The sequence below is a fragment of the Mycobacterium sp. IDUB_28 genome, assembly GCF_055419285.1.
In genome coordinates, this window is the sequence record NZ_JBVAXK010000005.1 from 43,205 (window position 1) to 62,787 (window position 19,583).

20 protein-coding genes are annotated in these 19,583 nt (G+C 67.2%); 10 read left to right on the forward strand and 10 right to left on the reverse strand.

Features of this window, described 5'->3' with window-relative positions; translation table 11 throughout:
• Positions 1–60 precede the first annotated feature (60 nt).
• From ACZYZ9_RS11900 to ACZYZ9_RS11910, 3 genes are read left to right on the forward strand one after another with little or no spacing between them, the layout of a single operon-like run.
• The gene (locus ACZYZ9_RS11900) at positions 61–1,521 is read left to right on the forward strand and encodes an aldehyde dehydrogenase (protein ID WP_463826472.1); all 1,461 of its coding nucleotides are present in this window, start codon (positions 61–63) and stop codon (positions 1,519–1,521) included.
• Between the two features lie 39 nt (positions 1,522–1,560).
• Positions 1,561–1,830 carry a type II toxin-antitoxin system Phd/YefM family antitoxin gene (locus tag ACZYZ9_RS11905; protein WP_463826473.1) on the forward strand — a complete coding sequence of 90 codons (270 nt, stop codon included), beginning with the start codon at positions 1,561–1,563 and terminating at the stop codon, positions 1,828–1,830.
• The gene (locus ACZYZ9_RS11910) at positions 1,820–2,254 is read left to right on the forward strand and encodes a PIN domain-containing protein (RefSeq protein ID WP_463826474.1); all 435 of its coding nucleotides are present in this window, start codon (positions 1,820–1,822) and stop codon (positions 2,252–2,254) included. The genes ACZYZ9_RS11905 and ACZYZ9_RS11910 overlap by 11 nt, the downstream gene beginning before the upstream one ends.
• Before the next feature lie 237 nt (positions 2,255–2,491).
• On the opposite strand, the gene ACZYZ9_RS11915 is transcribed toward ACZYZ9_RS11910, so the two are convergent.
• The 7 genes from ACZYZ9_RS11915 to ACZYZ9_RS11945 all read right to left on the reverse strand — a co-directional run bounded on the left by ACZYZ9_RS11915 (position 2,492) and on the right by ACZYZ9_RS11945 (position 9,508).
• The gene (locus ACZYZ9_RS11915; RefSeq protein WP_463826475.1) at positions 2,492–2,965 is read right to left on the reverse strand and encodes a MaoC/PaaZ C-terminal domain-containing protein; all 474 of its coding nucleotides are present in this window, start codon (positions 2,963–2,965) and stop codon (positions 2,492–2,494) included.
• A complete protein-coding gene (locus ACZYZ9_RS11920) occupies positions 2,962–3,504 on the reverse strand; it encodes an FAS1-like dehydratase domain-containing protein (RefSeq protein ID WP_463826476.1) in 543 nt (180 codons plus the stop codon). Before ACZYZ9_RS11920 ends, ACZYZ9_RS11915 begins: the two co-directional genes overlap by 4 nt.
• Positions 3,505–3,645: 141 nt before the next feature.
• The gene (locus tag ACZYZ9_RS11925) at positions 3,646–4,068 is read right to left on the reverse strand and encodes a nuclear transport factor 2 family protein (RefSeq protein ID WP_463826477.1); all 423 of its coding nucleotides are present in this window, start codon (positions 4,066–4,068) and stop codon (positions 3,646–3,648) included.
• 28 nt (positions 4,069–4,096) lie between these two features.
• Complete coding sequence (locus ACZYZ9_RS11930) at positions 4,097–5,662, reverse strand: AMP-binding protein (RefSeq protein WP_463826478.1); 1,566 nt, start codon at positions 5,660–5,662, stop codon at positions 4,097–4,099.
• 8 nt (positions 5,663–5,670) lie between these two features.
• Positions 5,671–6,801: an aromatic ring-hydroxylating oxygenase subunit alpha gene (locus ACZYZ9_RS11935; RefSeq protein ID WP_463826479.1), complete on the reverse strand. Its 1,131-nt coding sequence runs from the start codon at positions 6,799–6,801 to the stop codon at positions 5,671–5,673.
• A gap of 95 nt (positions 6,802–6,896) precedes the next feature.
• Complete coding sequence (locus ACZYZ9_RS11940; protein ID WP_463826480.1) at positions 6,897–7,088, reverse strand: ferredoxin; 192 nt, start codon at positions 7,086–7,088, stop codon at positions 6,897–6,899.
• A gap of 11 nt (positions 7,089–7,099) precedes the next feature.
• Positions 7,100–9,508, reverse strand: coding sequence for a CaiB/BaiF CoA-transferase family protein (locus tag ACZYZ9_RS11945; protein WP_463826795.1), 2,409 nt, complete (start codon positions 9,506–9,508; stop codon positions 7,100–7,102).
• 87 nt (positions 9,509–9,595) lie between these two features.
• Between ACZYZ9_RS11945 and ACZYZ9_RS11950 the strand changes: the two genes are divergently transcribed.
• Positions 9,596–10,417 (forward strand): FadR/GntR family transcriptional regulator, encoded by an 822-nt coding sequence (locus ACZYZ9_RS11950; protein WP_463826481.1) that lies wholly within the window; start codon positions 9,596–9,598, stop codon positions 10,415–10,417.
• Positions 10,414–11,148, forward strand: a complete 735-nt coding sequence (locus ACZYZ9_RS11955) for an SDR family oxidoreductase (protein WP_463826482.1) — start codon at positions 10,414–10,416, stop codon at positions 11,146–11,148. The genes ACZYZ9_RS11950 and ACZYZ9_RS11955 overlap by 4 nt, the downstream gene beginning before the upstream one ends.
• Here ACZYZ9_RS11955 and ACZYZ9_RS11960 read toward each other — a convergent pair.
• Positions 11,105–11,962 carry an LLM class flavin-dependent oxidoreductase gene (locus tag ACZYZ9_RS11960; RefSeq protein ID WP_463826483.1) on the reverse strand — a complete coding sequence of 286 codons (858 nt, stop codon included), beginning with the start codon at positions 11,960–11,962 and terminating at the stop codon, positions 11,105–11,107. The genes ACZYZ9_RS11955 and ACZYZ9_RS11960 overlap by 44 nt on opposite strands.
• A gap of 69 nt (positions 11,963–12,031) precedes the next feature.
• Between ACZYZ9_RS11960 and ACZYZ9_RS11965 the strand changes: the two genes are divergently transcribed.
• Genes ACZYZ9_RS11965 through ACZYZ9_RS11985 form a run of 5 tightly spaced genes read left to right on the forward strand, consistent with a single transcriptional unit; the run spans position 12,032 to position 17,805 of the window.
• On the forward strand, positions 12,032–13,081 hold the full coding sequence (locus tag ACZYZ9_RS11965) for an acyl-CoA dehydrogenase family protein (protein ID WP_463826484.1): 1,050 nt from the start codon (positions 12,032–12,034) through the stop codon (positions 13,079–13,081).
• On the forward strand, positions 13,078–14,163 hold the full coding sequence (locus ACZYZ9_RS11970) for an acyl-CoA dehydrogenase family protein (RefSeq protein ID WP_463826485.1): 1,086 nt from the start codon (positions 13,078–13,080) through the stop codon (positions 14,161–14,163). Before ACZYZ9_RS11965 ends, ACZYZ9_RS11970 begins: the two co-directional genes overlap by 4 nt.
• On the forward strand, positions 14,160–15,317 hold the full coding sequence (locus ACZYZ9_RS11975) for an acyl-CoA dehydrogenase family protein (protein ID WP_463826486.1): 1,158 nt from the start codon (positions 14,160–14,162) through the stop codon (positions 15,315–15,317). The genes ACZYZ9_RS11970 and ACZYZ9_RS11975 overlap by 4 nt, the downstream gene beginning before the upstream one ends.
• The gene (locus ACZYZ9_RS11980; protein ID WP_463826487.1) at positions 15,314–16,258 is read left to right on the forward strand and encodes an acyl-CoA dehydrogenase family protein; all 945 of its coding nucleotides are present in this window, start codon (positions 15,314–15,316) and stop codon (positions 16,256–16,258) included. Before ACZYZ9_RS11975 ends, ACZYZ9_RS11980 begins: the two co-directional genes overlap by 4 nt.
• Complete coding sequence (locus ACZYZ9_RS11985; protein ID WP_463826488.1) at positions 16,255–17,805, forward strand: class I adenylate-forming enzyme family protein; 1,551 nt, start codon at positions 16,255–16,257, stop codon at positions 17,803–17,805. Before ACZYZ9_RS11980 ends, ACZYZ9_RS11985 begins: the two co-directional genes overlap by 4 nt.
• Here ACZYZ9_RS11985 and ACZYZ9_RS11990 read toward each other — a convergent pair.
• Positions 17,802–18,023, reverse strand: coding sequence for a hypothetical protein (locus ACZYZ9_RS11990; protein ID WP_463826489.1), 222 nt, complete (start codon positions 18,021–18,023; stop codon positions 17,802–17,804). The genes ACZYZ9_RS11985 and ACZYZ9_RS11990 overlap by 4 nt on opposite strands.
• 82 nt (positions 18,024–18,105) lie before the next feature.
• Positions 18,106–19,530 carry a MinD/ParA family ATP-binding protein gene (locus ACZYZ9_RS11995; protein WP_463826796.1) on the reverse strand — a complete coding sequence of 475 codons (1,425 nt, stop codon included), beginning with the start codon at positions 19,528–19,530 and terminating at the stop codon, positions 18,106–18,108.
• Positions 19,531–19,583: the final 53 nt, after the last annotated feature.

Below are 19,583 nucleotides of genomic sequence, written 5' to 3' on the forward strand. Positions count from 1 at the left end.
TTTTGCTATGTTAGCATCAATAGTGAATTTAACCGTCGCCTGCCCTGAGGTGGTGCCCCGATGACGGCGAATCCCCGCTCTTACGACGAATTGTTCGTCGGCGGTCGATGGCGCAAACCCACAGCAACGGAACGGATTTCCGTCATCTCCCCGCACTCCCAGGAGACGATCGCCGAGGTTCCGGCCGCAGGCCCCGACGACATCGAGGCCGCGGTCGCTGCGGCGCGCCGAGCCTTCGATCACGGCCCGTGGCCGCGGCTGGAACCGCAGGAACGGATGCGCAAAATCGATGAGCTGGCCGGCGTCTACGGTCGGCACATCGAGGAGATGGCCGACCTGATCACCGCACAGATGGGTTCGCCGCGCAGCTTCAGCAGACTGGGCCAGGCGGCCGGAGCCGCCTCGATGATCCACCTGGCATTGGCGACCGCGCGGGAGTTCCCGTGGGTGGAGCGCCGTCGCGGTGTGCTCGGCGAAGCGCACCTGCGCCGCGCCCCGGTCGGGGTGGTCGGGGCGATCGTGCCGTGGAACGTCCCGCAATGCCTGATCATGCCGAAACTGATTCCCGCATTGCTGGCGGGCTGCCCGGTTATCATCAAGCCCGCACCCGAAACCCCTTTGGACGCTTTGTGGTTGGCCGAGATGATCGAGCAACTCGACCTGCCCGAAGGTGTGGTCTCGGTGCTCACCGGCGGGCCGGAGGTCGGCGAGGCGCTGGTGCGTCACCCGGGCGTGGACAAGATCGCGTTCACCGGTTCCAGCGCCACCGGCCGGCGCATCGCCGCGTTGTGCGGTGAGCAGTTGAAACGGGTGAGCCTGGAACTCGGCGGCAAGTCCGCGGCGATCGTCCTCGACGACGCCGACATCGGCAGGACGGTAAGCGGATTGAAGACGGCCAGCTTGATGAACAACGGGCAGGCCTGCGTTGCGCAGACGCGCATCCTGGTCAGCCAACGGCGCCACGACGAGCTGGTGGACGCGCTGGCCGACATGATGTCCTCGCTGCGGGTGGGTGACCCTGACGATGAGAAGACCGACATCGGACCCCTTGTCGCCCAACGACAACAGGCCCGGGTACAGGACTACATCCGGTCCGGGCAACAGGAAGGCGCCCGCGTCGTGATCGGCGGGGACGACAGCCCCGCGCCGCGCGGCTGGTACGTGCGCCCCACCCTGTTTACCGACGCGACCAACGACATGCGGATCGCCCGCGAGGAGATCTTCGGCCCGGTGCTGACCGTGCTCACCTACGACGACGAGGACGACGCGATCCGGATCGCCAACGACAGCGACTACGGCCTGGCCGGTTCGGTGTGGACTGCCGACGTCGCGCATGGCTTGGAGATCGCCGCGCAGGTGCGCACCGGCACCTACGGCATCAACATGTACATGCTCGACATCAGTAATCCGTTCGGCGGCTTCAAACACTCCGGGCTGGGGCGCGAATTCGGTCCGGAGGGGTTGCACGAATACGTGGAGCTGCAGTCGATCGCGTGCGGCGGCAAGTTACCGCCGCTCTGACTCTCGTTGCATGTAGCACGGCGTGCTACCCTATGGCACATGAGTGGTCAGCGCCAAGTCAGTCAGCGTGACCTCCGCATGCGATCGAAAGAAATCATGGATGCCGTCGAGCGGGGCGACTCTTTCGCGGTCACGCGGGACGGCCGTCAGATCGGCGAATTAATTCCCCTGCGTGGGCGGCGTCGCTTCGTCTCGCGCGCCGACTTTGCCCGGGGGTCGCAATTAGCGCCACTGATCGACATAACCGCCTTCCGCGCCGACCAAGACGCCGCGTTCGACCAGTCCACAATCGACCCGTATGAACGCTGATCCGACGCGGGGTCTGCTCGACACCAACATCCTGATCCTGCGCAACGCCATCGACCCGGACGAGCTGCCAGACGAAATGGCAATCAGCGCTGTCACTTTGGCTGAACTGTCCGCGGGCGTCCATCTGGTCGGCGGCAACACCGCGGACTCCGTCGAGGAACGCGCCCGCCGCGCGGCCGTGTTGCAACGCGCAGAGAACGAGTTTGACCCGATTGCATTCGAGACCGAGGCTGCTCGGGCATTCGGACGTATCAGCGCGTCGGTCCAAGCCCGTGGCCGAACTCCCAGACGGCGGATAGCCGACCTGATGATCGCGTCGACGGCCGCGGCCGCACAGTTGCCGCTGTACACCACCAACGCAACCGATTTCGACGGACTGGACGGTATTCTCCGCGTCGTCGCGGTACGACGTCCACCGTCGTGACGAGTCACCCAGCCGGCTCGCCTCCTGCTGGGCACCGCCACGACGGGTCACGGCCAAGGCGGGCGAGCAGCCTTGTCTGCACATCCGCGCCCTCGGCTATGTGAACCGGCGCATCGAACATGCCAGACTCGGTCAAGGTCCGCCAGGCGTGCGGTAGACCGGAGTGGAACAGTTCGCACCACCCGGGGTCGGACCGGACATCGGCCCCGACGGCGCGAGCGATGCAGTCCACCCGCATCATCCACTGATGAGGTATCCGGATCCGCTCAACTGCAAGGTGATGTCGACCGGGCAGCACAGCGCACCGTGCTGGTTGCTCACCTCGATCCGCAGGTCGACCAGTTGACGCGGCGGGTCGACCGTAGTGTCCAGGCGCTTGGCCGTTGCCTGTCCCCGGCCGATCATGGTGTCGCCGGCGTAGATAGATCCGATCAGTCGCATGGAGCGGCGCAGCACCCGACTGGTCGGGCCCGCCCACTCGGTCGCGATCCGGTCGGCGAATCCGGCCAGATGCATGGTGTTGACGAAGATCGTCGGGTGGCCTTGGCGCTTGGCGTATTCGGGGTCGAAATGCCCCGGGAAGAAATCCCAGGTAGCGCCCGCATTCATCACCACCCGTTCATAGCTGATCTCGTCGACAACCTCAGGCAGGTCGACAGGAACGCTCAGCGCATCCCAATCCAGTCGGTGGTCTCCGGTGTCCGAGATCATCCGGGGTCCCCGGTCGAATCGCTCGGATTGAAGCGGAACAAGGTATTCCGGTTCAACGCCACGACCGTGCCGTCATCACGCAGGAATGTATCCAGCGTCTGAATGAAATGTCCCACACCAAGTTTGGTGGTCTTCTCGGCAGACACCGAAACCACCTCCTCCACGATGGAGAGTCGGTCGCCCTCGACGATCGGGACCAAGAACTCGGCCTCGTTGGATGCGTTCACAAAAGTCCTGCCGGGCAGCGGAACCCGGATCGCGATTGCTGCCGTCGGCCGAACGCCATCGCCGGCCCACGGCAGTGGGATCACCCAACCCATCAGCAATCCCGGCGGCGCAAGGAGCCCGCCCCACACCTGCGTTGCGAACTCGCGGTTCCAGTAGGCCGGGTTGCCGTCGTGTACCAGGGCGGCGAAATGCTGGATTCTGGCACCGCTCACCACAGTTCCGGCAGTGCGGGGTTCGGTGCGGAAGCCCACCATCTTCAGCGCGTCCTCGTATGTTCCGAACGCGCATTTGTAACTGATGTCCTCGACCATTCTTCGCCAGAGTAGTTCAGGCTGATCTAGGTGGGAACATCCGGACACCACCCTCCTTTGACTCCGAGACGACAGTGGGTCGGGCATTGGGCGCGCGCGGACATGCTGGGCCTGCTGGGTCAGCTCAGGGCGTGACCGGTATCAGCCGACCAACTGCGGACTGGGCACCGAATCCCAGGTCAGTTCCCGGGAGGTGAAGTACCAGCCGCCGCGCTCGTAGCTGAGTTTGTCCCGGAACGCACCGGTGGCCTGCAGCGTGGTTTCGCCGCCCGCGGTGTGGAAAAGGATTGCCACACAATGCTGTGTCGCGTGGACGCCGTCGACGTGTAACTCGTGGTCGACGGTGACCAGACGTCGCCCGTCGCCGCCGTCGAACGCGGCACGCAGATCGTCGAACGACTCTCCGTCGCGCACATAGGTGGCACCGGAATGCCGGAACGTGGTGATCCACGCGTCGCGGTCCCCGTCGGCGTGGGCCCGGTTGTGCCGCGCGGTCAGATCCAGAATCGCGCCGCGACCGGTCGCGGCCTGCAGCATCTGCTGTTCCTGGTAGGTCAACGGCATGTTGGTTCGCCTTTCCTGCGGTGTGTATTCATCGGCTCACTGTGTATCCGTGGCTTTCCCGGTCCCACGCCCCCGCCGTCAAGCCCCGGGCCCGCAACACGTCCTTGCGGACGCGGCCGATGACGTTCTTGGGAAGTTCATCGACGGTATCGATGTACCTGGGCACACAGAAGTACGGCATGCGCGCGGCGCAGAAATCCAGCAGCTCCACGTAATCCATTGCCGCACCCGGCCTTAACATGACAACTGACAGGATGTCGTCCTCCCCCAGCGCACTGGGCACTGCCACGGCGGCGGCTTCCTGCACAGCCGGATGACTGGCCAGCACGGCCTCCACTTCCACCGAGGAGACGTTCTCACCGCGGCGACGCAGCGAGTCCTTCACGCGGTCCACGTACGTCAGGTTGCCGCCGTCGTCGAACCTGCCCAGGTCACCGGTGCGGAACCACTCCGGATGGGGGTCCACGAGCAATGCGTCGTCGCCAGGCCGCACGTAGCCCTGACTCATCACTTCGGCATACCGGGGCCGGCAACTGATCTCCCCCACCGATCCGGTCGGACATTCGACGCCGTCGGCATCGACGATGCGGACCTCGAAGTTCGGATTCGCGCACCCGGATGTCCCCGGAACACCCTCGTAGGCAACGCCGTTGACCGCAATCGGAAATGCCTCAGTCATGCCGTACATGGTGACGACCGCGCAGCCGTACCGCTTCTCGATCGACCGGTACGACACGGCATCGATGGGCGCCGCCGAGATGAACCGCAACGGCAACTGCGCGTCGCGCGGATCGGCGGGCAGGTTCTGCAGCATGGACACCATCGCGCCCGCACCGACGAACCCGACGGCATCGTGGGAGCGCACGTCGTCCCACACCTCGCCCGGATGAAAAGCTTCGGCCAGTACCGCGGTGCCGCCGACCAGCATCGGTGCCAGCACCACCGGCGCCGCGCTCAGGTGAAACAGCGGCATCGCGGTCCACAGGGTCTCCCCCGCCGCGAACTCCCAGGCCGACACTGCGGTCGCCGCCACCGTGAACAGGTAATGCCAGGACGTGGCAACAGCTTTCGACGGCCCGGTGGTGCCGGAGGTGAAGAACAGCGCGCCGAGGTCGCCGGCAGCGGCGGGCTTCGCGGGCACCGATACCTCGCGGTCCAGTGCCGCGGTGAGCGAATCGTCAAGCACCACAACATCAGTGCTCAGTTGCGCGGCGATCTCGTCGAGGCGGGTCCGTCGCTCGGCGTCGGTGACGATTACCTTGGCCTGCGACAACTTCAGGTTGTGCAGCAGAAAGTCGCCCTTGTTGGCGGCGTTGACCGCGGCACTCACTGCGCCGATCCGGGCCGCACCGAGCCAGAAGTAGATCCATTCCGGGCACGTCGCAGTGAACAGTGCGACGCAATCGCCCTGTCCCACACCGAGATCAGCCAGTAGAGCCGCCGCGGCAAGAGAACGCCGGCGTAGCTGGGCGAACGTGATGTCCAGACCGGCCACCGACATCATCACCCGGTCCGGGAACTGCTCGGCCCGACGATCGAGCACGGCAGGCACCGTGAACTCGTCGACACCGAAATCACCCGGGCCCGGAGACACCGGCGGGATCAGGCCGGAGCGGCGGCCGGGTCCGGCTCGCCGTCGGCGGTGTACCCGAAGTCTTTGGGCGACGGCGCGGCACCGGGGTAGAAGCGGTGCGCCCAGCGACGCAGGGCCGCATAGTCATGCGCCTCCTCCGGCGCGAGGTTCGGCTTCTCCAGGTACTTCATGTTCTCCCAGGTGAAGAAGTCCTGCTTGATCACTTCCTGTTGCAGCGCAAGGAATTTGGCGGCGCGACCGGTGGGCTTGTCGCCGCTGTCGCCGGGCTCCCGCAGCGAGGCCTGGGTATAGAAGTAATCGGTGTAGTCCTCGTCGACCGGCGTCTGGCCGGTGACCTGACAGGTCTGCACCAGGTCACTGGGGAAGCGCACGATGCCCAACCCGAGCGAGTAGTTGTCGTAGATGATCTTGGCGTCGACCGGCCCGTTCGGCGTCAGCCAGGTTTTAGCCCGGCCGCCGCCGAAGTGGGCCTTGACGGTGGCGTGCAGGTGATAACCGGACACCTCAAACGACGCGGTGTTGGCCGGGTTGGCCGCCTTGTGCACGTACTGGACGTGGTATGGGTCGGCCGCGTTCTCGATGATCATCTGCGCGTGCACCTTGACCCGGTTGACCATCCGGGTGTGGGGGTGCAGCGGGTAGTACTCGTCGGTCTCCAACTCCGGCAGCACCGGCGGCTGCCAATACGGCGCGCGGCCGTGGCGTTCGTGCCAGACCAGGATGAATCCGTACCACTCGGTCGTCGGGTAGGTGCGGATGCGGACGTTGTTCTTGCAACCGATCTTGCTGTACGGGATCAGGGCGTTGGTGCCGTCGCCGCGCCACTGCCAGCCGTGCCAGGGGCAGACGATGTGTTCGCCCTCGACCGTCCCGCCGACACCCATGTTGGCGCCGAGGTGCTGACAGTAGGCGTCCAGCACGTTCACCTTGCCGGACTTGGTGCGGAAGAGCACCAATTCCTCACCGAAGTAGTGCACCCGTTTGACTTCGCCGGCGGCCAGGTCAGAGGCGAACCCGACGATGAACCAACCCGTCGGAAAGCGATAGGTGGATAGCGCGATACCGGACGGCCCGAACTCCCGTTCCGAGGGATCTTCGGCCGCCGAGTCCGCGGCCAGGTCTGAAAATGTATCCGTCACGACTTCTCCGTTGCCCACGCTTCACCGCGGTTCGACGACCAATGTCTATTTTTACTATCTTAGACATTGAACGTCAACGCGGCCGCTCATCGGGTTCAGTCGATGAGCTTCAACGCCGCCCGCGGGCACTGGTCCACCGCCGCGCGCACATCGATCTCGCGGTCGGCGGGCACCGGACCGTCGGCGATCTGCACCACGTCCTCATCGCCCAACTCGAAGATGTCGGCGGCGAGCGATTCACAGAACCCGTTGGCCTCGCACATGTCCGGATCAACGATCACGCGCATCAGATGTCCCCTTACTTTGCCGTGACGCCGACCGGTCGGGTCCCGATCACCCCGCTGGCGGCAAGGTGCGCGAGTTCCTCCTCGGTCAGCCCGCACTGATCGCGCAGTACTTCTTCATTGTGCTCGCCCAACGTCGGCGGTGGGCGACTCAGCCAGTTTTGTTGACCGGCCAGCAGCGCGAACGGCGGCGTGGGATAGAGGCCGGGTCCGGTTCGCGGATGTTCCAGCGCCTCGAAGAAGCCGCGCTTCCGCAACTGAACGTTCTCGGTCACCGAGGACGGCGAGACGACCGGTGCCACCGGGACACCCGCACCCGCCAGCCGTTCCGCCACGCTGTCCCGCGGCTGGCCGGCGAACCAGTCCCGCAACCTGTCATCGATCTCGTCGGCCCGCGCACGTCGGTCCGCCGCGGTGGACAGTCCGTCGGCTGACCAGGCGGGCGCGCCCAGCACGTCGACCAAACCCGCCCAGTGCCGGTCGTCGCACACACTGACCGCGATCCACTCGTCGTCCGGCCCCGCACACCGATACAGGTTCTGCAGCACACCGCCGTGCCCACGGTTGCCCCGCCGGGTCAGGGTCTTGCCGAAAACTTCGTATTCGATCGGCTGAATTGCGGTGGTATTCAACACCGTTTCCACCATCGGCAGCTCGACCTGCTGTCCCGACCCGGTGCGTTCGGCGAAATGCAACGCTGCCAGCACCGCGAACGCGGCGTGCACACCGGCCAGTGGATCGCAGGCACCGCGCGGGGTCACCGGCGGGGTCTCCGGCAGACCGGTCACCCAGGCCAGGCCGGCGATCTGCTCCATGGTGGGCGCGAATCCGACTCGGTCCCGCCACGGACCGTCCAGCCCGAAAGCCGGCATCCGGGCGACGACGAGTTCAGGGTTCATCTCCAGCATGACGTCGGCGGTGAGGCCGAAGTTCTCCATCACCCGCGGCGAGAAATTCTCGATCACCACATCAGCCTGGGCAACCAGCCGGGTGAACAGCCGCCGACCCTCCGCCGACCCCAAATCCAGTGTGACGGACCGCTTGTTGGTGTTCATCGCATGGAACACCCAGCCGTATTCCCACCAATCGTCGACATCGGTACGCATGCCGCCCGAGTACCGGATGCCGTCGGGACGCTGGATCGACTCCACCTTGACGACGTCGGCGCCGAATGCGGCGAGCAGGTGGGTGGCGGCCGGGCCGGCCCAGAAGGCGGTGAGGTCGACGATGCGGACACCCTGCAACGGCAGCCCGGCTTCGGGCGACACTGGTCCGGATTCCCTTTGTTGCCATGCCGATTGACCGTTCCCGTCCCCGAGTCCGGGCGACGTGCGCGGCGGTGCCGGAGCACAGCGCGACATCAGCCACGGTGGCCGCGGCTGGTGGAAACCGGCGGGATTCGCGACGAACACGCCCCGTTCGGTCATGTAGTCCATGTCCCGGACGGTGGCGCCGTTGCCCAGCGGGGCGATCGGCAGCCGGAAGAGCTGGCCGAGTTCGACGATCTCGGCGACGGTGCGCTGCGCCATCCACGGCCCGATCGCTTCGTAGATCATGTCGCGGTACTCCCAGCGACCGATCTGGAAGCGCAGCTGCGGAATGTCTTCGAACTGCGGGCATTCGACCATTGCGGTGAAGTCGAGCCACTGTTGCCCGGTGACCATGGTGATGCCGACGTAGCCGTCCTTGGCGGCAAGGATGGAGGGCACCTCGAGGGTGCGCCGGATCGGCGGCACCCGAAGCAGTTGGGAATGCAGCCATTCGCTGCTCTGCATCGCCGTGATCGCTTCGAGCATGGACAGGTCCAGGTGCTCCCCCGGTCCGCCGTGCTCGACGCGGCGACGCACGGCCAGCACTCCGAATGCCGCATACACACCGCCCATGTACTCCCCGAGCTCACCGCCGATCGAGATGGGCGGACCGGCCGGATCGCCGCGGAAGCCCGTGCACCCCGACCACGCCTGCAGGGTGAACTCGGTGGCAGCGCGATCGGCGAACGGGCCGCTCCAACCGAAATCGGAGATGGTCACGACGACCGCCTGCGGGGATCGTGCCAGCAGCCGCTGCGGGTCGATCCCCAGCGCGGCCGCCCGGGCGCGTCCGGTGGCCACCACGACGACGTCTGCGCCGGCGAGTTCGGCGCGGAAGCGCTCGGAATCGGCCGACACGGCCAGGCTGCTCTTGCCGGCATTGAGGTAACTGAACAACGGGCCGGTTGCGCCGTCCGGCACCGGCGAGCAAGTCGCGGAATAGCGCCGCAGCGGATCCCCTTGCGGCGGTTCGACTTTGCGAACCACCGCACCGGCGTCCACCAGCAGCTTCCCGCAATAGCTGCCGGCCAGGCGGTCACTGATCTCGACGACTCGCAGATCGTCGAGCGGCGTCGGCCGGTTATCGGCCCCGTGACTCACGCGGCTATTTATACCATTACTGCTAAAATAGCTAAGCCAGACGAGTTCGCGGGGTCAGCAACCGTGTACTCTCTCCTGCTGCAGGTTGCGAGGAACCGGATGACCGCTCTGGGTATTGGGCCCGACGCCCGCCGCCGGCTGTCCGCGCCGCGGATCGCCGAGATCGTCGCCGACGAGTTGCGCCGCCAGATCATCGACGGTGAGCTCGCCGATGGCGACCTGCTGCCACGCCAGGAAGTGCTCGTCGATCAGTTCAAGGTCAGCCTGGTCTCGCTGCGCGAAGCGCTACGGATCCTGGAGACCGAGGGACTGGTCTCGGTGCGGCGCGGAAACCGGGGCGGCGCGGTCGTGCACGCACCGGCCAAGACCAGCGCCGCCTACATGTTGGGACTGTTGCTGCAGAGTGAGAACGTCGTCGTCAGCGATCTGGGCGCCGCGTTGCAGGAACTCGAGCCCGCCTGTGCGGCGCTGGCGGCCCAGCGGCCCGACCGGGCCGACACCCTGGTGCCCGAACTCAAGCAGGTCAACGACGAGATGGCGGAAAACCTGGAAGACGGGCGGCTCTTCACCGAGATCGGCCGCAAATTTCACAACCTCATCGTGCGGGGTTGCGGCAACCACACCATCATCGCGGTGGTGGGCAGCCTGGAGACGCTGTGGTCCAGCCACGAACAGCAATGGGCCGACGAAAGTTCGGCCAGCGGCACCTACCCGTCGCCGACCAGGCGCCGGGCCGCGCTGAACACCCACATCAAGCTGACCGAGACGATCGCCGAGGGCGACGTGGACCGGGCACGCCGTATCGCCGGTCGGCACCTCGCCGACACCCAGACCTACGTCTTGTCCGGCCGCGCCGAACAGCGGATCTATGCGTTGTCGCCGCAAGCGTTGTCCCGGCCGCGGGACCTCCGGCGCCCTTGACCACTCGACGAACCGCTCTGGTCACCGGCGGTAGCGGTGGCATTGGAAAAGCGTGCGCCGCCAAGCTTTGTCAGCTCGACTATGACGTCGTGGTGCTGGCGCGGCGCGAAGGCCCGCTGCGTGCGGCGGCCGCCGAGGTCGGTGCCCGCGCCATCGTCGCCGACGCGGCTGACCCGGATGAGTTCGCCGCCGCGCTGAGCCCACTCGAACGCATCGACCTCGTCGTCCATGCGGCCGGCGCGCTGGGTGGAACGTACGCGCGCAAGCAGACTTTCGAGCAGTGGCGCACCATCATCTCGGCCAATCTCGACTCGTGCTTCGTGCTGACCTCCGCGGTACTGCCGCGGATGCGGCCCGGGTCGCGGCTGATCTTCATTTCGTCCTCGGCCTCGCACGAACCGATGATGGGCCGCACCGCATATTCCGCGTCCAAGGCCGGCATGAACGCGTTCGCGCGGGCCTTGGCGCTGGAGGTCGACCGCGACGGTATCGCGGTGCACCTGGTGACGCCGGGTCCGGTGGAAACCGAGATGCTGCAAGATGTTCCGTTCGAGATGTACGCGATCCAGGTGTCCGACATCGCCGAGACGGTCGCCTGGCTGGACACCGTCGACCCCTCGGTGGACCTGCCGGAAATCCGGCTCAGCGCCGTGCAGCGCGGGCCGTACGCCCGCGCCCCGGTGGTGCCTACCGAAGCCCGCCGGCGAGCAAAGGCCCAGAGAACCTCCTGATCACCGATTCACCGAACTCAGCCAGTGACTGCGGGGCGGCGAAATCGGCGAACCACACGTAGAAGCGTTCGACCCGTTGCGCGGCCAGCGCGGCGAAGTGGGCGGTCAGCTCGTCGGCGTCGCCGCACACCAACCCGGGGCTGAGGTGGCCGAAGCGTCGGGTGCTGACCTCGCGGACCTGCTCGGGATCGATGCCCGAGCGGACGAAGCCCACCATCTGCTGGACCGATATCCGTGCCGAGCCGGTGGCGTCGGACAGCCGGGCCAGCCGGTCGAGGTGATTTGCCTGCAGGTTCCACCAATCCGCGTGTTCAGCAACGAGTTTCATCATCCGCGGGCCGCTGCCACCCAGGACCAGCGGTATCGGGTACGTAGGCCGGGGATGCTGGTCCCGGGCCCAGTACTGCTTGATCAGTCCCAGGTGTCGCCCGAGCTGCTCGACCCGGGCAACCGGATCCTGCTGACCGACATCGAATTTGGTGAACTCCGCAGGCCAGGATCCGGACCCGAGGCCCAGTTCGAATCGGCCCTCCGACGCCTCGGACAGGGTGACGGCCTGTTTGGCGAGCACCGCCGGATGCCGGAAAGCGTCACACAGCACCAGATGACCGACCCGCAACCGTTGCGTCTTCGCGGCGACCCAGCCGGCGACGCCCATTGCCTCCCAGATGTTTTCACCCGGCTGCCCGGGCGCCTCGAGATGATCGATGAAAGCGATCCCATCGAACCCGCCGGCCTCGGCATGCTTCGCCCGGTCCACGATGTCGGCCACCGGTAGCCGAACCTGCGGCAGAAACAGGTACCACTCGACCATCCGACCACCTCACCATGTCCGTTTGCGCGTGGGTCGCTAGTTTACTATTTTTATTATGTTAGGGGTCTTATGGATGTTGGTCTGACGTCGGAGCAGTTGTCGCTGCGCGACACCGTGCGCGCCATCCTGCGCACCGAGTGCCCGCCCGATGCCGCCCGACAGGCCCTCGATGACCCCGAACGGTGGCGTGTCCTGTGGAAGACGGTCGTCGACCTCGGCTGGACCGAACTGGCAGCGCGTGACTCCGACGGTGAATTCGGTCCGGTCGAGCTCGCGGTGGTCCTCGAGGAGTGCGGCGCGGCGCTCGCGCCCGTGCCGCTGCTGTGCGGGGTCGGGCTGGCCGCAGGGGTTTTGCGTGCCGCGGGTCCCGCAGTCGACGAGATGCTGGCGCAGATCACCTCCGGGGTAGTCGCGACCCTGGCCGTGCACTCCCCCGGTGTGCGGCTACCGGGCGCACCGATGACATTTCAGGACGGCCGCGTGCACGGACGGGCGGTCGCGATACCGCACGGTTCCCGCGCGGAGTTGATCGTCACACTGGCGATCTCCGACGACGGGCCGGTCGCTGCCGTGGTGCGCGCCGGTGAGGGGGTGACCATCCGGGCCGGCGAGTCCACCGATCCCGCCCAACCCGTCGCCGACGCCGATATCGACGCGGCACCGGCGGCCGTCGCACCCGTCGACAGCATCGAATCCGCCCTGGCCGCACCGTTGGTCGCGGTCGCCGCCGACCTGATCGGGGTAGCGGGCGCAGCCCTGCAGCGGTCCATCGAGCACGCCAGGACGCGGCGGCAGTTCGGCACCCCGATCGGCGCGTTCCAGGGCATCAAGCACGCGCTCGCCGACAACTACGTCAGCCTCGAGCGCGCCCGCAGCCTCACCTACGCCGCCGCCGGGTCGTGCTCCTGGACCGCGGCGGCCATGGCCAAAGCGGCGGCCGCGGATGCCGCCGCCCAGTGCGCGCGCACAGCGGTCCAGGTGCACGGCGCGCTGGGTCAGACCTGGGAACACGACGCCCACTTGTTCGTCCGGCACGCCTGGCAGAACGCGTCGCTGCTGGGTGACAGCCGCGCGCTGTACACCGAGGTGGGCCGGCGTCTGGCCGGAGGCGCGCCATGACGGTGGTCGACGAATTCGGTGCGTGGCTGACCGATTTTCTGCCCGGCGACTATCACGACCGCTATCGGGAGTACCGCTGGGACATAGCGCTGCGGCGCGACTATCAACGGGCCGCCTTCGAGGCCGGCTGGATACAACCCACCTGGCCGCGCGAGCACGGCGGGCGCTCACTGAGCCTGCGCGACGCCATGGAGATCCGCATCGAGGCGGCACTGCGCAGTGCGCCCAAGCTACCCAACATCGCCGGGCCCAACGTTGCGGCGGCGGGCATCCGCCAGTTCGGCACGCCCGAACAGATCGAGCGCCTGCTGGTTCCCGCGTTGCGCGGCGACGAATGGTGGGCCCTGGGCATGTCCGAACCGGAGGCCGGGTCCGATTTCGCCGGTTTGCGCACCCGTGCCGTGCGCGAGGGCGAGGTGTTCCGGGTCAACGGCCACAAGATCTGGACCACCCAGGCCCACCTGTCGCGGTGGTGCACCCTGTATGCCCGCACCGACCCGGACGCGCCGAAGCACCGCGGCATCTCCTGCCTGATCCTCGACCTGGAGTCACCGGGGGTGCGGATCGAGACCATCCGGATGGCCTCGATCTCCGACGAGACGTTCTGCGAGGTCTTCCTCGACGACGTCGAGGTGCCGGCAGCCAACCTGCTGGGTCCGTGCAACGGCGGCTGGAATGTCGCGCTGGCGTCGTTACACCATGAGCGGCAGATGATCTGGATCATGAACTGGGTCGAGATCAAACGCGGGCTGGCCTCCATCGGCGACAACCCGGACGTCCACACCGAACTGGGCAGGTTGCACGCCGACGCCGAGGCGCTGCGGGCCACCGGCTACCGCGCCCTGGCCAACGAACTCGCCGGGCGGCCCAGCCCGGAGGCCGACACCATGAAGCTCCTCGGATCGCTGACGCTGCAACGGGTCTGGGAGTTGAGCGCAGCCGCGGCCGGCCCGGCTTCGAGCTCGGACCCGGACCTGCTGTTCGAACGCCAGGATGCGCTGGCCGCCACCATCTACGGTGGGACCTCCGAGGTCCAACGCAACATCATCGCCGAGCGGGTGCTCGGGCTGCCGAAGGGATGACCACGATGGACTACGATCTCGGTGACGACGCCGGTGAGCTGCGAAACCGGTTGCGCCAGTTGATAGCCGACCACATTCCGGAAGATTTTCTCGGCGCCTGCACCGACGATCCGGACGACCTGGCGACCACCGAGTCGTTCTGCAAGCTGTTGGCGTCCGAAGGGTTGCTGGCGCTGGCGTGGCCGAAAGAACATGGCGGCGGTGGCGGTTCGATCTGGCAGCAGACCGTGCTGCGTGAAGAGATGTGGGCCAACTACGAGCCGCGTGGACCGCAGTACATGGGCATCAACTGGGTCGGTCCGGCGATCATGCGGCACGGGACGGCCGAGCAGAAGGCAAAACACCTGTCCGGCATCGCATCCGGTGAGGTGATCTGGTGTCAGGGATTCTCCGAGCCGGAAGCCGGGACCGACCTCGCCTCACTGCGCACCCGCGCCGTGCCGGACGGCACCGGTTGGCGCATCGACGGGCAGAAGGTGTGGACCTCCTACGCCCGGATGGCGTCGTGGTGCGTGCTGGCGGCCTGCACCCACCCGGATGCGCCGAAACCCAAGCGCCTCAGCCTGTTTCTGATTCCGATGGACCGCGAAGGGTTCACCGTGCGTGGCATCCCGTCGATGCTCGGGCCGCATCACCTCAACGAGGTGTTCCTGGACGGGGTGCCGGCATCCGACGACGACATCCTGGGTGAGCCCGGTGACGGCTGGCGGGTGATGCGCGAGGCGCTGGCGTTCGAACGCGTCGGCATCGCGCGCTACGCCCGCTGCGAGGCCCTGCTGGACCGCATGCAGACCGCACTGGGCGATGACTGGGACCGGTTACCGGAATCGATCCGCAGCCGATGGGTGCGGGCGCTCGTCGATCTGCGGGTGGCCAGGCTGATGGCTTACCGCGCGGTGTCGCTGCAGGACGATCCGCAGGCCGGCGCCGCGGCCAGCGCCGCCCGCATCGCCACCACCACCTGCGATCAACTGGTCGCCGAGCTGCTCTTCGATGTGCTGGGACCCACGGCGCTGGACAGCGGCGCCACCGCCGCACTGCACGGCGCGGTCGACGACCATTGGCGCTATGCGCAGGCCGCCACCGTCGCCTCGGGCACCATCGAAGTCCAGCGCATGATGGTGGCCCGCGACGTGTTGGGAGAGCGCCGGTGAATACCGAACTGCCGCAGGATATCGCCGATTTCGCAGCGGTCGCCGCCAAGCGGCTGACCCGGTTGGGGGGGCCGCAGGCGGCACTGCGCGCCGAAACCGACGACACCGTCCGCCATGCGGCGCGCGACGCTCTGGCCGAACTCGGTGCATTCGACCTCGACGTGCGGTCGGGGACCGACGACCTGCTGGCTGCCGCGGTGTTGTGCCAGGTCGCCGGGGCGGTGGCATTGCCTTACCCGCTCGTCGAGGAACTGCTGGCGATCGACGGCGCCCGGCTGGCGCTGGTCGACCCCGCGGCTGCGCGCATCGACCACGGCGATCTGGCGGGCACCTGGATCGCCGCCGATCTGGACGGCAACAGCTACCACGCCCGGCCGGGAACCCGCGCGGGTGCCAAGCTCGGCCCCTTCCTGGTGCCGGCGACCTTGAGCGCGTGCGAGGGACCCGGCGAAACCGTGCCGGCCGCCGACGTTAACCTTCATCTCGTGCTGGGATCATGGCGGATTCTGGGGGCGATGCAGCGGGCGCTGGACATCGTCACCGAGCATGTGCAGGCCCGGGTGCAGTTCGGCAAGCCGTTGGCGGACTTCCAGTCGGTCCGATTCGCCGTCGCGGATGCATCGGTCGGGGTGCGCGGACTGCACGAGCTGACCAAGTACACCATCTGCCGACCGGAATCGGTTGCCATACGGACTCTTTCGGCGGACGCTCTGGTACTGCGGCTCAAGGCCGCCGAAACCGCACGGCAGGTGTTGCGCGCTGCGCACCAACTGCTCGGGGCGCTGGGATTCTGTGACGAATCCGACGTCAGCGTGCTCGACCGGCATACCCAACCGCTGATCCGGTTGCCCGCGGGGCCGGAGGCGCTGAGCCTGCGGCTGATCGCCGATGTGCGCGAGGGACACTTCGAAACGCTGTTCAGCGAGCGGGCCTCGGCATGACCACCCAGCCCGCACCGTCGGATGCGCCCATCAACCCGTTCGCCGACGGCGTCCCCTTCAGCGCCAAGCTCCAGCAATTGGCCGAGCAGCAGCACGATGACCCGGCGGTGACGGTGGTCGCGCTGGACGGCAGCGCGGAAACGCTGACCTTCGGCGAACTCGACGCCCGCGCCAACCAATGGGGACGTGCACTGGCCGCCCGCGGTGCCGGGACCGGTTCCTTTGTCGCCATTGCCATTCCGAACTCGGTGCACCTGGTGCTGGCCACGCTGGGCTGCTGGAAGATCGGCGCCGTTCCGATCCCGATGCATTGGGATCTGCCCGAATGGGAACGTAACCGGGTGCGCGAAGTGATCGACCCGGTTGTCGTGGTCGACGACACCAGCCGGTGGGAACTCGACGCAGTGGCCGCGGCCGAATCCCAAAGCCCGCTGCCCACAGCCGTTTCCCCCACCGCGAACGGGATCTGCAGCAGCGGGTCCACCGGAGTGCCGAAGGTCATCCTCAACCTGGCGCCGTCGCTGTGGATTCCGCAGCAGGGAGAGCCGTTCCTGTCGAACTGGACACCGGTGGCCAAGCCGCAGCGGATCATGGTTCCGGCTCCCATGTATCACACCAACGGATTCGCGACCTTTCTGATGCTGCTGGGCGGCGACCGCCTGGTGATCCTCGAAAAGTTCGACGCGCCACTGTTTGTGGACACCATCGAGCGTTACCGGATCACCAATTTCACCGCCACCCCGACCATGCTGGCGCGGGTGGCAGCGCTGCCCGACATCCGGCAGCGCGACCTGTCCAGCGTCGTGTTCATCCTGCAAGGCGCCGCGGTCATGCCGCCGGCACTGTTGCGCACCTGGTTCGAATTGCTGAGCCCCGAGCAGATCATCACCGCCTACGGCATGACTGAGAATCTTGGACTCACGGCGCTACGCGGCGACGAGTGGCTGACGCACCCGGGCAGCGTGGGACGTGGTTTCCGCGACACCGAAATCCGGATTCTCGGCGCCGACAAGAAGCCGCTGGGACCGGGCGAGGAAGGCGACATCTACCTGCGGGCGGCGATGAGCGCGGGATACCGCTACCTGGGCGGCGCACCACCGCTGCCGTCCACCGACGACGGCTTCCGCTCCGCCGGCGACATCGGCCGTCTCGACGAGGACGGTTTCCTGTACATCACCGACCGGCGCGCCGACATGATCGTCAGCGGTGGGGCCAACGTCTTCCCGGCGGAAGTGGAATCCGCCCTCTCCGGGCACCCCGACATCGCCGACGTCGTCGTCATCGGTCTGTCCGACGCGCAGTGGGGCCGCCGGGTGCACGCCGTCGTACAGGTATCGGCCCATGCCGGCGAGCCGCTGACCGAGCAGCAGGTGATCGATTACGCCAAGAGCCGTCTGGCCCCCTACAAGGTCCCCAAGACCGTCGAGTTCGTCGACGAGATGCCCCGCACCGCGGCGACGAAGGTGAATCGCTCGGCGCTGATCGCGGCGCGCGAGGGCGGTGACGCCGGTGTTCCGGTGAACCACACTGCCACTGACAGCGGCTAGGTGAAGGCCCGAGTGTCCAGGTAGAGCGGAAAGAACGTCTCCCACATGACCAGGCAGGCCAGGAACCACGCGATCGGCGTGTTCAGTTGGAGCGAGCCGTATGACGAGATGATCGGACGGCCGCGTCCGGCATGGGCTCTGGCGTCCACGAACACCCACGCCGCCATGGCGACGATGATCACGAGCAACTCGACGAGTGTTACGACCACGGCTTTCACGGCACCCCCTGTTCATTCCACGGCGTCCTGATGGCTATATCAGAGCGCCGCACCTCAGGCGCGGCATTGAATCCCCCCGGGCTCAGCCGCGCGACATCCGATCACTGCGTTTGGTATCGGCGAATCCGTCGGCGATAGACGCGGCCAGCTCGAGAAACGCCTGGCGGGTCCGGTTGGCCATCAGGTCCAGCACCACCTCGGACCCCTGTGCCAGGTGGTCGTCGAACGGGATGACATGGACCGACCGGATACGCGTCAGAAACTGGGCGGCCAGCTTGTCCAGATCCACCGACGCTTTGCCGGGGCGTGCGGCGCTGATCACCACCGTGGCGTTGGGGACCAGATGCCCCCGACCGTGATGCTCCAGCCAATCCAGGGTTGCGAACGCGCTGCGGGCGGCGTCGATGGCGGGCGAGGCGACCAACACGATCGCGTCGGCTTCGTCGAGGACGGCCGACATCGCCGAATGCACCAGGCCGGTGCCGCAGTCGGTCAGGATCAGGTTGTAGAACCGCTGCAGCAGCCGAATCACCACGCGGTAGTCGGCGTCGGAGAACGCTTCCGAAGTCGCCGGATCACGCTCGGAGGCAAGGATTTCCAGCCGGCTCGTGCTCTGCGACGTGTGTCTGCGAATGTCGGAATACCGAAAGATGTTGTCGTCCAACAACAGGTCCCGCACTGTGGACCTACTCTGATCAGGCCCGCGCTGTGCCAGGGTGCCGAAGTCAGGGTTGGCGTCGACGGCGATGACGCGGTCGCCGCGGATGGCAGCGAAAGTGGACCCCAATCCGACGGTCGTCGTGGTCTTGCCGACACCGCCCTTCATCGACAACACCGCGATGCTGTAGTCGCCGCGCACCGGTTGACTCACCCGCGCCACCAGCTTCTGGCGCGTGTTCTCCAGTTCGGATTCGCCGGGGTTGAGACCGGTGAAGCGGTGCACCACCCTGCGCCAGCCGCGCTGCGGCAACGGCCGGGCGCGGCGCACCAGTCCGAGATCGGTGTGCGACGGGATGCGCGGGTCGGGAACGCCCGGCTGCGGAACCGGTGCGCTGGGGGCGGCGCGGGTGAACGGTGTCGCGACCGGCGGGGATGCCGGCGGCTGCAGCCTGGGGTCCGCGGAGGGTTGGGCCGGCTGTCGGGCGACGGCGGGCGGCGGTGCGGCCACCGGCGGCGGCACCGGCCGCCTGGGTAGCGGGGCCGGACGCACCGGCGGTGCCACCGGCGGCTCTGCGCCCGCAGCGGGCCGACGCGGCGGACCCGGGCGCACCCGCGGCTGGGGCGGCAACCGGAAGACGGCCGTGCTCTGCGCCATCGGGCCGGGACGCGGCGGCGCTGGATCCGGCGCGGCCTCAGGCTCTGAGTGCGCCTTCGGTTCCGGTTCCGACAACTCAGTTTTCGACGACTCCGGTTCCGACGGCTCCGGTTCCGACGACTCCGGCTCCGACACTTCCGGTTCTGCCGGCGGCGCGGGCGGCAAAGTCATCACCTTGGTGCCTGCCGACATCGGTCCCGGCGGCGCCTCGTCGACGTCCGATCCGTCGGATTCCTCCGCCAGCT

Bases quoted from the DNA above. Each gene is read 5' to 3' on its own strand.
- ACZYZ9_RS11970 (WP_463826485.1), top strand. From the start codon at position 13,078: ATGACGGTGGTCGACGAATTCGGTGCGTGGCTGACCGATTTTCTGCCC.
- ACZYZ9_RS11985 (WP_463826488.1), top strand. From the start codon at position 16,255: ATGACCACCCAGCCCGCACCGTCGGATGCGCCCATCAACCCGTTCGCC.
- ACZYZ9_RS11915 (WP_463826475.1), bottom strand. From the start codon at position 2,965: ATGATCTCGGACACCGGAGACCACCGACTGGATTGGGATGCGCTGAGC.
- ACZYZ9_RS11960 (WP_463826483.1), bottom strand. From the start codon at position 11,962: ATGGTCGAGTGGTACCTGTTTCTGCCGCAGGTTCGGCTACCGGTGGCC.
- ACZYZ9_RS11920 (WP_463826476.1), bottom strand. From the start codon at position 3,504: ATGGTCGAGGACATCAGTTACAAATGCGCGTTCGGAACATACGAGGAC.
- ACZYZ9_RS11925 (WP_463826477.1), bottom strand. From the start codon at position 4,068: ATGCCGTTGACCTACCAGGAACAGCAGATGCTGCAGGCCGCGACCGGT.
- ACZYZ9_RS11910 (WP_463826474.1), top strand. From the start codon at position 1,820: ATGAACGCTGATCCGACGCGGGGTCTGCTCGACACCAACATCCTGATC.
- ACZYZ9_RS11900 (WP_463826472.1), top strand. From the start codon at position 61: ATGACGGCGAATCCCCGCTCTTACGACGAATTGTTCGTCGGCGGTCGA.
- ACZYZ9_RS11975 (WP_463826486.1), top strand. From the start codon at position 14,160: ATGACCACGATGGACTACGATCTCGGTGACGACGCCGGTGAGCTGCGA.
- ACZYZ9_RS11950 (WP_463826481.1), top strand. From the start codon at position 9,596: ATGACCGCTCTGGGTATTGGGCCCGACGCCCGCCGCCGGCTGTCCGCG.
- ACZYZ9_RS11905 (WP_463826473.1), top strand. From the start codon at position 1,561: ATGAGTGGTCAGCGCCAAGTCAGTCAGCGTGACCTCCGCATGCGATCG.
- ACZYZ9_RS11965 (WP_463826484.1), top strand. From the start codon at position 12,032: ATGGATGTTGGTCTGACGTCGGAGCAGTTGTCGCTGCGCGACACCGTG.
- ACZYZ9_RS11995 (WP_463826796.1), bottom strand. From the start codon at position 19,530: ATGTCGGCAGGCACCAAGGTGATGACTTTGCCGCCCGCGCCGCCGGCA.
- ACZYZ9_RS11940 (WP_463826480.1), bottom strand. From the start codon at position 7,088: ATGCGCGTGATCGTTGATCCGGACATGTGCGAGGCCAACGGGTTCTGT.